The organism is Micromonospora sp. WMMC264 (assembly GCF_027497275.1).
Classification (GTDB): domain Bacteria; phylum Actinomycetota; class Actinomycetes; order Mycobacteriales; family Micromonosporaceae; genus Micromonospora; species Micromonospora chalcea.
In genome coordinates, this window is the sequence record NZ_CP114907.1 from 580544 (window position 1) to 593410 (window position 12867).

The 12867-nt window shown below is 73.9% G+C and carries 11 protein-coding genes; 7 read left to right on the forward strand and 4 right to left on the reverse strand.

What is annotated here, in order from left to right; all coding sequences use genetic code 11:
- Positions 1-10: 10 nt before the first annotated feature.
- Genes O7542_RS02760 through O7542_RS02770 form a run of 3 tightly spaced genes read left to right on the forward strand, consistent with a single transcriptional unit; the run spans position 11 to position 2604 of the window.
- Positions 11-808, forward strand: a complete 798-nt coding sequence (locus O7542_RS02760; protein WP_281605645.1) for an ABC transporter permease — start codon at positions 11-13, stop codon at positions 806-808.
- Between the two features lie 21 nt (positions 809-829).
- A complete protein-coding gene (locus O7542_RS02765) occupies positions 830-1987 on the forward strand; it encodes a histidine kinase (protein ID WP_281605646.1) in 1158 nt (385 codons plus the stop codon).
- Positions 1984-2604, forward strand: a complete 621-nt coding sequence (locus O7542_RS02770; RefSeq protein WP_064448212.1) for a response regulator transcription factor — start codon at positions 1984-1986, stop codon at positions 2602-2604. Before O7542_RS02765 ends, O7542_RS02770 begins: the two co-directional genes overlap by 4 nt.
- Positions 2605-2610: 6 nt before the next feature.
- Here O7542_RS02770 and O7542_RS02775 read toward each other — a convergent pair whose 3' ends face one another.
- Both O7542_RS02775 and O7542_RS02780 read right to left on the reverse strand, forming a co-directional pair.
- Complete coding sequence (locus tag O7542_RS02775) at positions 2611-3501, reverse strand: L,D-transpeptidase (RefSeq protein WP_281605647.1); 891 nt, start codon at positions 3499-3501, stop codon at positions 2611-2613.
- 73 nt (positions 3502-3574) lie between these two features.
- On the reverse strand, positions 3575-5020 hold the full coding sequence (locus tag O7542_RS02780) for an alpha-amylase family protein (RefSeq protein ID WP_281605648.1): 1446 nt from the start codon (positions 5018-5020) through the stop codon (positions 3575-3577).
- 238 nt (positions 5021-5258) lie between these two features.
- On the opposite strand from O7542_RS02780, the gene O7542_RS02785 reads away from it, so the two are divergent.
- Genes O7542_RS02785 through O7542_RS02800 form a run of 4 tightly spaced genes read left to right on the forward strand, consistent with a single transcriptional unit; the run spans position 5259 to position 10024 of the window.
- Positions 5259-7013, forward strand: coding sequence for a hypothetical protein (locus O7542_RS02785; RefSeq protein WP_233607678.1), 1755 nt, complete (start codon positions 5259-5261; stop codon positions 7011-7013).
- Positions 7010-8479: an NADH-quinone oxidoreductase subunit NuoF family protein gene (locus tag O7542_RS02790; RefSeq protein ID WP_104113021.1), complete on the forward strand. Its 1470-nt coding sequence runs from the start codon at positions 7010-7012 to the stop codon at positions 8477-8479. The genes O7542_RS02785 and O7542_RS02790 overlap by 4 nt, the downstream gene beginning before the upstream one ends.
- Before the next feature lie 16 nt (positions 8480-8495).
- Complete coding sequence (locus O7542_RS02795) at positions 8496-9080, forward strand: redoxin family protein (RefSeq protein ID WP_069088906.1); 585 nt, start codon at positions 8496-8498, stop codon at positions 9078-9080.
- Positions 9077-10024: a cytochrome c biogenesis CcdA family protein gene (locus O7542_RS02800; protein WP_281605649.1), complete on the forward strand. Its 948-nt coding sequence runs from the start codon at positions 9077-9079 to the stop codon at positions 10022-10024. Before O7542_RS02795 ends, O7542_RS02800 begins: the two co-directional genes overlap by 4 nt.
- Here O7542_RS02800 and serS read toward each other — a convergent pair.
- Positions 10011-11294: a serine--tRNA ligase gene (gene serS / locus O7542_RS02805; RefSeq protein WP_043329159.1), complete on the reverse strand. Its 1284-nt coding sequence runs from the start codon at positions 11292-11294 to the stop codon at positions 10011-10013. The two genes, O7542_RS02800 and serS, sit on opposite strands and share 14 nt — an antisense overlap.
- A gap of 456 nt (positions 11295-11750) precedes the next feature.
- Positions 11751-12863, reverse strand: coding sequence for a MerR family transcriptional regulator (locus O7542_RS02810; RefSeq protein WP_281605650.1), 1113 nt, complete (start codon positions 12861-12863; stop codon positions 11751-11753).
- Positions 12864-12867: the final 4 nt, after the last annotated feature.

The following is a 12867-nucleotide window of genomic DNA, read 5'->3' on the forward strand; positions in this document are numbered from 1 at the left end:
GAGCCTCGCCATGACCGCCACGACCTCGTCCACCACCGCCCGCGCCGTCGACCGCCGGCCGCCCATGCTCGGCGGGTTCTGCGCGCCGGTGCTCGCCATCGAGATACGCCGGGTGCTGCGCAACCGCCGTACGCTGCTGTTCATCCTCGTCATGCCGGCCGTGTTCTTCCTGCTGTTCGGGCTGCCCACGCGCGGGGAGAAGCTGGACAACGGGCTGCCGGTCACCGGCTGGATCATGATCAGCCTGGCCGTGTACGCGGCGATGGTCGCCACCACCAGCGCCGGCGCGGCCGTCGCCACCGAACGCGCGCTGGGCTGGAGCCGGCAACTGCGGCTCACTCCGCTGCGCCCCGCCGCGTACGTGGCGACGAAGGTGGCCACCGCGATGGTGCTCGGCCTGCTCGGCGTACTCGTGGAGTTCGCCGTCGGCGCGGCCTCCGGAGTGCGGCTGCCGGCCCACGTCTGGGTCGAGTCCGGCCTGACCGCCTGGGTCGGCGCGCTCGTGTTCGCCGCGTTCGGGCTGTTCGTCGGCTACCTCGCCCCGGCCGAGAACGTCATGCAGTTCATGGGCCCGGCGCTGGCGATCCTGGCCATGCTGGGCGGCCTGTTCGTCCCGCTGGAGCTGCTGCCCGACGTGATGCGGCAGATCGCCAAGTTCACCCCGGTGTACGGGGTCGGTCAGCTCGCCCGCGCGCCGCTGACCGGCACCGGGGTGGACTGGGCGGCGGTGGCGAACGTGACCGCCTGGACCGTGTTCTTCGGCCTCGGCGCGGCCCGGCTGTTCCGCCGGGACACCACCCGTGTCTGAGCGGGGTCTAGCGTGGTCGGCGTGACGTCGCCGCCCGGTCCGGCCCGGCCGGTGAACCGCCACTGGCGGTTCACCGGCTGGCTGCTGGCGGCGGTCTGGCTGTTCTTCCTCAACATCCCGCTCGGCACCGCACTGCACCAGCCGCAACTGTGGCGGCGGCTGGTCGGGATCGGCGCGCTCGTCGCGTTCGCCGTGGCGTACGTGTTGATCTTCGAATGGGCCCGGGGCCGACGGCAGCGCCATCGGCCGGTGCCGCCCGGCCGGGCCCGGCTGCTGATCGCCGTGCTGCTCGCGCTCGGGCTGGCCGGGATCCCCGGCACCGGCGGCGACTGGCTGACCACACTGGTCTTCGTCGGGGCAGCCGCGGTGTTCCTGCTGCCGTCGGCAGAGGCGCTGGTGGTGGTGGTGCTGGCCGCGGCGGCGCCGCCGGTGACCGCGCGTCTGGTGCCCGGCTGGGAGCACGAGAGCACGCTCGTCTTCGCGGTGCTGCTCGCCTCGTTCGCGATGTTCGGGGTGAGCCGGCTGGCCCAGCGCAACGGCGAACTCCAGGCCGCGCAGCAGGAGATCCGCCGGCTGGCGGTGGCCGAGGAACGCGCCCGCGCCGCCCGGGACCTGCACGACATCCTCGGGCACTCGCTCACCGTGGTGGCGGTCAAGGCCGAACTGGCCGGCCGGCTGCTGGAGCTGGACCCGGCCCGCGCCGCCACCGAGGTCGCCGACATCGAGCGGCTGGCCCGGGAGGCGCTGGCGGACGTGCGGAGCACCGTCGGGGCGTACCGCGGGGTGGATCTGGCCTCCGAACTGGCCGGCGCGCGGTCGGCGCTGACCGCCGCGGGCGTCGTCGCGGAGCTGCCGGAGTCGGTGCCGCCGCTGCCGGCGGACCGCGACGAGCTGTTCGGCTGGGCGGTCCGCGAGGGGGTGACGAACGTGGTGCGGCACAGCGACGCCCGCCACTGCGTCATCCGGGTGGAACCGTTGGCGGTGGAGGTACGCGACGACGGCCGGGGCCCGGCGGACCAGCATGGCCCGGCCGGGCACGGGCTGGCCGGGCTGCGGGAGCGGGCCCGGCGGCTGGACGCGACGGTGACGGTGACGGTGGCGCGGCCGGACGACGGGCGTGGCTTCCTGCTCCGGGTGACGGTGCCCGCGGCGGATCCGGACGGAGGGACGCGCCCGTGACCGAGCCGATCAGGCTGCTGCTCGCCGACGACCAGGCGCTGGTCCGGGGCGCGCTCGCAGCGCTGCTGTCGCTGGAGCCGGACCTGACTGTGGTGGCCGAGGTGAGCCGCGGCGACGAGGTGGTGCCGGAGGCGCTGCGCGCCGGCCCGGACGTGGCGCTGCTCGACGTGGAGATGCCGGGCCTGGACGGGGTGGCCGCGACCGCCGCGCTGCGGGCCGCGCTGCCGTCCTGCCGGGTGCTCGTGGTGACCACGTTCGGGCGGCCCGGCTACCTGCGCCGGGCGATGGAGGCGGGCGCGAACGGCTTCGTGGTCAAGGACACCCCGGCCCGGCAGCTCGCCGACGCGGTCCGCCGGGTGCACGCCGGGCTGCGGGTGGTCGACCCGGCGCTCGCCGCCGAGACGCTCGCCACCGGGCCGAGCCCGCTCACCGAGCGGGAGACCGAGGTGCTGCGTACGGCGCGCGGCGGCGGCACGGTGGCGGAGCTGGCGGCGACGTTGCACCTGTCCGAGGGGACCGTACGCAATCATCTTTCCGCAGCCATCGGCAAGACCGGCGCCCGCAACCGGGCCGACGCGGTGCGGGTGGCCGAGGCCAACGGCTGGCTGCTGGGCTGAGCCCGGTCAGGGCAGGCGGTCCACCACGACGAAGGCGGTGCCCGGCTCGACCTCGGTCAGCAGCAGGCGCTGGGCGCTGCGGGTCAGCCGGATGCAGCCGTTCGTGACGTTCTTGCCGAGCGTGTCGTCGTTGTACCAGCTGTGCAGTCCGATGTGGGCGCCGCGCAGCCCGGTCGGCACCGCACCCGGGTCGTCCGGGATCGCGCCGAGGGCGAATATGTCGACGCCGCCGTAGACGGCCTCCGGAGGCGGGGTGCGGCCCAGCACGAACGTGCGGCCCAGCGGGGTGAGCTGCCCGGACATGCCGAGGCTGACCGGCCAGGTGCGCATCGCGCGCCCGTCCCGGCTCCAGGTGAGCCGGTGGGTGCGCCGTTCCACCACGATCTGGTCGCGCAACGCCACGGTGGTCCAGCCGCCCGAGGGCAGCCAGGCGATGGTGCGGTTGGCCGACGGGAGCAGCACCGCGGTCCAGCCGGAGCGGCGTTCGACGATCGGCACGGTGAGCCGTACGCCGTTGATGGTCGGCGCGAGGAAGGCCAGCGGACGGCCGCCCGGCGCGTCGTACGCGGCCACGTTCCGGTTCGGGCGCAGCCCTTCGCTCAGCGGGCGGGTGTCGGCCGGATCCGGGTCGGGCGGGAAGCCGCGCGGCGCCGGATCGTAGGTGACCACCGGCAGGTCGTCCGGCGGGGGCGCGGCGGGCGGCACCGACTCGTACGGCGACGGGCTCGGCGCGGCGGTCGTGGTAGTGGGCGCGGCGACGACCGGCGCGGACGGCTGCGCGGGCGTGGCGGTGAGCGCGCGGCCGACCAGCAGCGCGGTGACGAGCAGCAGCGGTACGGCGAGCGCGGCGATCAGCCAACCGGGAGGTCGGCGCGCGGCAAACCGGTCGAACAGCACGAAACTGACTGTAACCGACCGGAAGCCCCCGTACCCGGTACTACGGGTACGGGGGCTTCGCGGCCCGGGTGGCTCAGCTGAGCTTCGCGCCGATGTGGATGGCGATCGCGTCGTGCGCGGGGACGTTCGCGGCGAACCAGCCGGACGAGTCCACCGTGATCACCGGACCGCTGCACGAGCCGTTGCTGAACGTGCCGTGGACGACGTCGCAGTAGCGGCCGGCCGGCAACCCGGTGTAGTACGAGCGGCCGTTCACCGCGCTGCCCTCGTCGTTGATCGTCAGGTAGCCCTTGCCGGTACGGCTGAACGCGATGTGCTGGTAGCCGTTGTCGTACCAGTTGGAGACCCCGGCGCCCTCGGTGGCGTTGCGGAAGCCGACCATGTTGGCGATGACCGGCCAGCGGTGCTCGCACTCCCAGCCCGAGTAGCAGGTGACGTTGGTGATCCGGTTGCTGCCGTCGGCGGGCGGGCCCTGGTCCCGGCCGCTGTAGGTGAAGCTCGACATCACCGCCGGGGTGCCGTACGGCCAGGCCAGCATGAACGCGTTGGCCAGCGCGTACGTGCCGCGGTCGCGGTAGGTGAGCACGCCGCCCTCGCGCTGGGTGTCGTGGTTGTCGGTGAAGACCACCGCCTTCGCGCTCGACAGGTAGCCCCAGGACTCACCGAAGTTCTTCAGGTACGCCAGCCGCTCGTTGTTGAACATCCGGGCCAGGTCCTTGCCGTACCGGAACTCGTGCACGTCACCGTTGCCGGTGTACTCGGCCGGCTGGATCGGCTCGCCCGCGCCGTAGATGACCTCCTGCACCAGGTACGCGCTGCGGTTCAGCTTGGCCTTGATCGCGGCGATGTCGGCGGCCGGCATGTGCTTGCTGCCGTCCAGGCGGAACCCGTCGACGCCGAGGGAGAGCAGGTCGTTGAGGTACGCGGCGAGCCGGCCGCGCACGTACTCCGACTCGGTCTTGAGGTCGGCGAGGTTGACCAGCTCGCAGTTCTGCACCTCGTACCGGTCGTTGTAGTTGGCGATGTCGTTGTTGCCGTTGCGCCCGCAGTAGTGGAAGTCCTGCGCCGAGTAGATGCCGGGATAGTTGTAGTGGCCGTACGACGAGCCGGCCCAGCCGGTGCCGCCGTTCTCCTGCCCGGACATGTGGTTGACCACGGCGTCGACGATCACCTTCACGCCCGCCGCATGGCACGTGTTCACCATGGACTGGAACTGCGCGCGCGTGCCCTTGCGGGACTCGATCCGGTAGCTGACCGGCTGGTACGACACCCACCACTGGTTGCTGTTGACGTGCTCCTGGGGCGGGGACACCTGCACGTAGCCGTAGCCCTTCGGGCCCAGCGTGCTGGTGCACTCGGCGGCCACCGACGTCCAGTTCCACTCGAAGAGCTGGACGATGACCTTCTTGGCGCCCGGGGTGGCGGCGGTGGCCGGGGGAGCCGCCGCCGTGATCGGGACGAGCAGGCTGGCGGCCAGGCCCAGGGCGAGCGCCGCGGCGCGGAATCGGCGTCGATGCATCAGGACTCCTGCGGGGTGCGGGGGATGCGGGGGAGTGGAGCCTGTCTCAGTGCTGGCTTCTTGCAGCCCGCGCTGAAATTTTGCGGCAAGGTTACGAGAATGTTGCAAGGACTGTCAACGTATGGGCATTCGTCGTTGCGTCAGGCGCTACACGCGCGTCCGGACCGGACGGTTCGAAAAACCGGCCGAGAAATTCGCCACCGGAGGTGATCCGTCCGCGCCGTCGCTCCGTACCTGAGTGGGGAGCAGGGTCGGCCGGTGGGGGCGCCGCCGCGAGACGATCGAGGAGCAGATGGCCCGGGCACAGCAGAACGAGAAGACGACGACCGTCCGGACCACCACCAGCAGCCGTGGTGCCCGGACCATGTCGAAGTCCGCGATCGCGGCGCTGACCGCTTCCGCACTCGGCCTCGCGTGGGCCGGAGTGGAGCTGGCCGGCGCCGGCGGGCTCATGTACTCGTACGGATTCTTCTTCACCGAGTTCTTCGCCGGGGTGGTCGCCCTGGTCGCGCTCAGCATCACCGTCATGCTGGGCCTGCTCGCCACCGACCGCCTCGTGCTGCTCATCCGGCACCGCGTGCTGCTCCAGTCCGCGCACCGCGCCACCGGCGTGCTCGGCGTGGCCGGACTGGTCTTCCACGTCATCACCAAGGTGGCGATCGGCCGGGCCGGCCCCACCGACGCGGTGGTGCCGTTCATCGGCGGCGCCGGCCTCTACGTCGGACTGGGCACCGTCGCCGCGCTGCTGATGGTGGGCGTGCTCTGGACCGGAATCGTCCGGGTCCGGTTCGCCGGCGTCGGTCCCAAGTGGTTCTGGCGGGCGCTGCACTCGATGGCCTACGTGTCCTGGCCGTTCGCGCTGGTGCACGGCCTCAACGCCGGCCGTCCCGCGGCGACCTGGGTGCTGCTCAGCTACCTCGCCTGCGTGCTGGCCGTGGTGCTGGCGCTGATGGTGCGGCTCTCCGTCCACCTGGGCAAGCGCAGCCGGGAACAGCACCAGGCCGCCGCGCTCAACAAGGCCATGGCCGGCAAGGCCGAGGAGCGGACCGGCGTGTTCGCCGTGCTCACCCGCAAGAAGGACACCGCCAAGGAGGACAGCGGCGCCGGCCGGGGCCGCTGGGCCGAGGCCACCGCCACCTGGACCGCGCCGGCCGGCACCGCCCGGCGGCGCGACCCCGAGCGGTTCGCCGTACCCGTGGTGCCGGAACCCGGGTCGCTGCGGGAACCGGTCCGCGCGTCCGCCCGCCGCCGCGACGAGGAGCGGGTCGCCACCCGGGTACGCGAGGAGGAGCGCGAGCCGGTCCTCTTCGACCGGGACGAGGAACTGGTGCCGGCACGCCGGTCCGACAGTGAACGCTCCCGCCGTCGTCGCCGGTCCGAGGAGGAGCCGGCGGGCCGCCGGTCCCGCACCGACGAGGAGCGGGTGAGCCGCCGGTCCCGGACCGACGAGGAACGGGTCGGTCGCCGCTCCCGGGCCGACGAGGACGTCGCCGCCCGGTACTCGGCCCCGCCGGAGAGCGGTGGCCGCCACTCCGCGCCCCCGGACACCGGTGGCCGCCACTCCGCCCCGCCGGACAGCAGCCGGTACGCCACCCCGGCCGAGGTGGCCCGCTACTCCGCGCCGCCGCGTGCCGGCAGCGAGCCGGAGGAGCCGTGGGACAGCCCGCGCCGCTGGGAGACCCGCCCGGTCTCCGGTGAGCCGATCTCGGCCGGGCCGATCTCCGGCAGCCCGATGTCGGCGCAGCCGCTCAGCGGATCCGGCCGGCGCTACCGGGACGAGGAGGACGTGCCGGAGGAGCCGGACTACTGGCGCCCGCCGGCCCGCTACGACGCCGACGAGGCGTTCGTGGACGACACCCCGACGCTCGTCGACCTCGCCTCCCGTCGCGCCATGCGGGCCGGCAAGGACAGCCGGTCCGGCCGGCGCAAGCGGGCCGACGCGGACGCGGTCGACGGGGCGTACTGGGCCGGGCTGCGGGGTGAGGCCCGGTGACGCGGCAGACCACGGTCCCACCGGTCGCCTGCGTCGGCGAGCCCCGCCTGACCGCCGGGTTCGCCGAGTTCGGCCGGCTCGACCTGCTCGCCCACGAGGAGGTGCACGGCCCGATCGGCCCGATGGAACCGGCGGCGCTGCTGCGGCTCGCCGAAGCCATCGACCTCAAGGGCAAGGGCGGCGCGGGCTTCCCGTTCGCCCGCAAGCTGCGCGCGGTGCTGGAGTCCTGCGAGCGGCAGGACCTCTCCGCCGTGGTCGTCGTCAACGCCACCGAGGGGGAACCGGCGAGCTGGAAGGACAAGGTGCTGCTCACCCGCGCCCCGCACCTGATCCTGGACGGCGCCGCGCTGGCCGCGTTCGCGCTGGACGCGGAGGAGATCGTCATCGGCGTCGCCGACGACGACGTGGGCCGGCCCTCGCTGGCCGAGGCGCTGCAGGAACGCCGGATGCCGGTGCCCACCACTATCGTCACGGTGCCGCACCGGTTCATCTCCGGCGAGGGCGGCGCGCTTGTCAACGGCATCAACGGCCTGCCGCACATCCCGCCCGGCACCAAGAAGCGCTCCAGCGACTCCGGCGTCGGCGGGCTGCCCACCCTGCTGTCGAACGCCGAGACGTACTCCCAGCTCGCCGTCGCCGCCCGGATCGGCCCGTACGAGTACGCCGCGCTCGGCACCGACGACGAGCCCGGCACCGTGCTGCTCACCGTCACCGGGTCGGCGAAGCGGCCCGCCGTGGTGGAGTGCGCCGCGGGCACCCCGCTGCGCGAGATCCTCGACCTGTGCGAGGTGCCGCCCGGCCCGGGCATCCTGATGGGCGGCTACCACGGCAAGTGGATCACTGCGGCGGCGGCGGACCGGGCCGAGGTGTCCCGCAAGGGGCTCACCGCCGTCGGCGGCACGCTCGGCGCCGGCATCATCGTGCCGCTCGGCGCCGACACCTGCCCGCTCGGCGAGGCCGCCCAGGTCGTGCGGTACCTGGCCGGTGAGTCCGCCGGGCAGTGCGGCCCGTGCAAGATGGGCCTGCCCGACCTGGCCCGCTCGGTCGACCTCGCGGTCTCCGGCAGCGCCCCGGTCGAGCTGGTCCGCGCCGCGGCCGGGGACGTCAAGGGACGCGGCGCGTGCAGCCACCCGGACGGCACCGCCCGGTTCGCGCTGTCCGCCATGGAGGTGTTCGCCGACGACCTGCGGCTGCACGCCACCGGCGAGGGCTGCGGCAAGCGGGTCAAGGGCATGATGGGCCTGCCCGGCGCGCCCGACGCCAACCCGCAGAAGCTCACGCTCGACTGGTCCCGCTGCGACGGCCACGGGCTCTGCGCGCACGTGGTGCCGGACTTCATCCGGCTCGACGGCAACGGCTACCCGGCGTTCCCGCCCACCCCGGTGCCGACGTGGCTGCGCGAAGGCGCGCTCAAGGCGGTAAAGGTCTGTCCCGAACTCGCGCTTCGCCTGGTCCGGGCCGAGTAGAACCCAGGAGCCGCCGATGCGTACCGCCGTTCGTGTGACCGCCGCCGTCGTACTCGCCGCCACGCTCGCCACCGGCTGCGCGGCCGGGCCCGAGGCCGGGGCGGTGGCACCCGCGGCCCCCGCCGCCGCGCCCCCGGACGTCGCGTCCCCCGCCGCGACGCCGGGCGGGCCGACGTCCGCGCCACCGGCCGCGGTGCCGGCCACGCTGACGTTCACCGGCAAGACCCTCGACGGTACGGCGTTCTCCGCCGCCGCCCTGGCCGGGCGGCCGGTGCTGCTCTGGTTCTGGGCGCCCTGGTGCGCCACCTGCGCCAGCCAGGCGTGGACGGTCGCCGAGATCGCCCCCGCCTACCGGGACACGGTCCCGATCGTCGGCGTCGCCGGGCTCGGCGAGCAGAAGGCGATGAAGGACTTCGTCACCGAGTTCGACCTGGGCGACACGACCCAGATCGACGACCGCAACGGCGCGCTGTGGCGCCGTTTCAAGGTGACCGAGCAGAGCACGTTCGTCGTCCTGGACCGGACCGGCCGGGTCGTCCACCAGGGATTCCTGGACGGTGAGGCGCTCACCCGGCAGGTCGAGACGCTGGCCCGGGGATGACCGGCGCGCTGCTGCTCGCCCTGACCGCGGGCATGCTCGGCGCGGTCAACCCGTGCGGCTTCGCGATGCTGCCCGCGTACCTGTCACTGCTCGTCGCCGGGCCCGACGCCGGGCGCGGCGCGGTCGGCCGCGCGCTCACCGCGACGGCCGCGCTCACGCTCGGGTACGTGCTGGTGTTCGGCGCGTTCGGGCTGGCCGTGGCACCGGCCGCCGACTGGTTGCGCCCTCGGCTGCCGTGGCTGACGGTGACGCTCGGCGTGCTGCTGGCGCTGGCCGGGTGCTGGCTGCTCGCCGGCAAGCGGCTGCCCGCCCCGCGCCCGCTGCGCGTCGCGCCCCGGCTCACCCGCACCTGGCCGTCCATGGTGCTGTTCGGCGCGGCGTACGCGCTCACGTCGCTGAGCTGCGCGATAGCGCCGTTCCTGGCGATCGTGGTGACCAGCATGCGGGCCGGGTCGCCGCTGCGCGGGCTGGCGCTGTTCGGCGCGTACGCGCTGGGCATGGCGCTCGTGGTCGGGGTGGCCGCGCTCGCCGTGGCGCTGCTGCGCGGCCGGGTCGTGGCGCGACTACGCGGCGCGGGCGCCTGGGCGCCGCGTCTGAGCGGCCTGGTGCTCGTGGTCGCGGGCGGCTACGTCGCCTGGTACGGCTGGTACGAGGTGCGCCTCGCCGAGGGCCGGTACGACGCCTTCACCGACCCGGTGATCCGCGCCGCGGCTGGTCTTCAGCAGACCCTGGTGAACGCCGTCGACACTCTGGGCCCCGCGGTCCTCGCGGCCTTGCTCCTGGCCGCCGTGCTCCTCACCCGCCGCCGTCCCCGCTCTCTCTCCCGCGATCTTGCGGTTGGGGCCCGGGCGGAAGGGGTGAAGCGGACTTCTCGCGGGCCGGAAGTGCAAGATCGCGGGGAAGGGGCGGGGACGGCGGCGGGGGAGCGGGTCAGCGCGGGGTGAGGCGGTCGGTGCCGAGCTTGTCGCGCAGGACCTCCGGGACCACCACCGAGCCGTCGGGCTGCTGGTGCTGCTCCAGGATGGCCGGGAACAGGCGGCTGGTGGCCAGCGCCGAGCCGTTGAGCGTGTGCACGAAACGGGTCTGCTTCGCGCCCGGCTCGCGGTAGCGGATCGCCGCCCGGCGCGCCTGGTAGTCACCGGCCCAGGAGACCGACGACACCTCCTTGTACTTGCCGGTGCTCGGCATCCACACCTCGACGTCGAGCGTCTTCTTCATCGAGGCGCTGGCGTCACCGGCGGCCAGCAGGCTGGTCTGGAAGTGCAGACCCAGCTTGCCGACCAGGCCCTCGACGTGCCCGACCATCGCCTCCAGCGCCGCGCCCGCCTGCTCCGGCAGCGTGAACTGGAAGATCTCCACCTTGTTGAACTGGTGGCCGCGCACCGTGCCGCGCTCGTCGGAGTGCGAACCGGCCGCCTCGCGCCGGTAGCAGGGCGTGTACGCGAACGCCTTCAGCGGCAGCTTCGGCGTCTCCAGGATCTCGTCCTGGTACGCGCCGAGGATCGCCGTCTCCGCCGTGGGCAGCAGGAACTGGCCGCGCGAGGACGACTGCTTGTCGATGTGGTAGACGTCGTCGTGGAACTTCGGGAACTGCCCGGCCGCGTAACCGGCGCTGTCCAGCAGCAGGTGCGGCGGGAGCAGGAACTCGTAGCCGGCCTGGATGTTCTGCTCGATCAGCCAGTTCACCAGCGCCCACTCCAGCCGGGCGCCCAGACCGGTGTACATCCAGAAGCCCGAGCCGCCGAGCTTCACGCCCCGCTCGTGGTCGACCAGGCCGAGCGCGCGGCTCAGCTCCACGTGGTCGCGTACCTTCTCGATGGCCGGCGCCTCGCCGAACGTCCGCACCACCCGGTTGGCCTCCTTGCCCCCGGCGACCACGTCGTCGGCGGGCAGGTTCGGCAGCTCGCTCATCACCGCGCGGAGCCGGGACTGCACCTCGTCGAGCTGGGACTCCAGCTCCGCGAGCTGCTTGCGCTCGGCCTCCGGGGCGACCGGCTGCGGCGTGCCGCCGGACCGTTTCGCCTCCGCGTACGCCCGCGCCTCGGCCTTGCGGCGCTGCCGCTCGGCGTCGATCTCCGTGATCAGGGCGCGTCGTTCCTGGTCGAGCCGCTGGATGTCGTCCAGCGTCCGGGTGACCTCGGCAGGATCCAGACGCTTCGCCAGCGCGGTCGCCACCGCCTCGCGATCCTTCCGGATCAACTCCATGTCGAGCATGCTGCTCGTACGCCTCCGTCCAGGCAGTCAGGTGGGACCTCCAGATGCTACCGTCGCGCCCCCGTCGCCCCGGCCCGGCCCGCACAGCCCGCCGCCACGGGGCCCGTTTCGGTGACGGCGCGTGACGGTGGTGCTGTCGGAGGGGTGTACTCACAGTCCGTGACGGTGCGCTGGTGCCCGCTCCGACCCGCGTCCGCTGGTCGGCGTGCTGACCTGGTCAATCTGACGGATTCGCCTTCGGGCGGGTGTGCCCCTTCGGCGACTTTGCTCTGCAGCCACCGACGCGGCGTTCGACGCAGCGTCAGCGTCGCGCGGATGGTTGCAGAGCAAAGTCCGCGAAGGGCAAACATCCCGGGGGAGCGTTCGCATCACGCACAGTCACTGACGTCTTCCGTCGGGGCCTGGCGGAGCCCGGGTGGCGGAGGCCGGGTGACGGAGGCCCGGGAGCGCTGAGCGTCAGAGGCGTACCGGCATCAGGACCGAGAAGGCGTGCGCGTCGTCGGTCCGTCGCACGGCCAGCGGAGTGATCGGGCCGTCCAGCTCCAGCACGAGCTGGCCGTCGCCGGACCCCAGCGCGTCCAGCAGGTACTCCCGGTTCACCCCAACCCGAAGCGCGTCAGCGCCGGCCGCGCCGGCCGGGTCGACAAGGCGCAACTCGCCGCGGCCGTCCAGGCCGAGCGCCACCACCTCGTGCTCGACGCCCTCGTGCGCGCGGTGGCAGACCGGGACGCCGTCGGCGGTGAGCGCCGCGCGCAGCGCCGCGCCGTCGACCGGGATCCGGTACGCGGGTACGTCACCGAGCTGCGCGCGCAGCAGCCGGCGGTAGTCCGGGAAGTCGTACGGCAGCGGTACGGCGGTCAGCGGCCGGCCCGCCACCGTGACGGTCACCCGGCCGGGAGCGACGACGACCTCGGCGACGTCCGAGCCGTCGGGGCCCGACACCGAGCCGGCAGCGTCCAGCAGCGCCCGCAGCTCGTCGACGGCGGCCACCGGCAGCAGCACGCTCACCGGCGGGCCGTCGACGGTGCCGGCGACCCGGGCCACGGCGAGCCGGTGCCGGTCGGTGGCGATCAGGTGCACCCCGTCGAGGGCGACCTCCAGCAGCACGCCGGACAGGACCGGCAGCTCGGGGTCGGCGCCGACGGCGAAGCGTACGGCGTCCACGGCGGCGGCCAGGTCGGTGCGGGCCAGCGCGAGGCGGGTGGTCACTGTGGGCTCCTCCGGGTCGATCAGGCAACGGATCCGGGAGAGCTCGCGACGCGCGTCGGCCAGGCCGTCCTCCAGGCGGCGCAGGTGCGCGTCCAGCAGCCGGTGCACCTCGGCCGGCCGGTGCCGGTTCCGCAGCGCCTCGGCGATGCCGGCCAGCGGCATCCCGACCCGGCGCAGCCCGGCCACCAGCCGGGCCGGGTCCACCTGCTCCTCGGTGTACCAGCGGTAGCCGGTCACCGGGTCCACCCGGGCCGGGGCCAGCACCCCGGAACGGTCGTAGAACCGCAGCGCGCTGACCGTCAGGCCACTGGCCCGGGCCAGCTCGCCGATGCTGCGAAGCTCGCTCTCCACGGCCGTCATCCTG

Bases quoted from the DNA above. Each gene is read 5' to 3' on its own strand.
- O7542_RS02760 (WP_281605645.1), top strand. From the start codon at position 11: ATGACCGCCACGACCTCGTCCACCACCGCCCGCGCCGTCGACCGCCGG.
- O7542_RS02780 (WP_281605648.1), bottom strand. From the start codon at position 5,020: ATGCATCGACGCCGATTCCGCGCCGCGGCGCTCGCCCTGGGCCTGGCC.
- O7542_RS02795 (WP_069088906.1), top strand. From the start codon at position 8,496: ATGCGTACCGCCGTTCGTGTGACCGCCGCCGTCGTACTCGCCGCCACG.
- O7542_RS02800 (WP_281605649.1), top strand. From the start codon at position 9,077: ATGACCGGCGCGCTGCTGCTCGCCCTGACCGCGGGCATGCTCGGCGCG.
- serS (WP_043329159.1), bottom strand. From the start codon at position 11,294: ATGCTCGACATGGAGTTGATCCGGAAGGATCGCGAGGCGGTGGCGACC.
- O7542_RS02810 (WP_281605650.1), bottom strand. From the start codon at position 12,863: ATGACGGCCGTGGAGAGCGAGCTTCGCAGCATCGGCGAGCTGGCCCGG.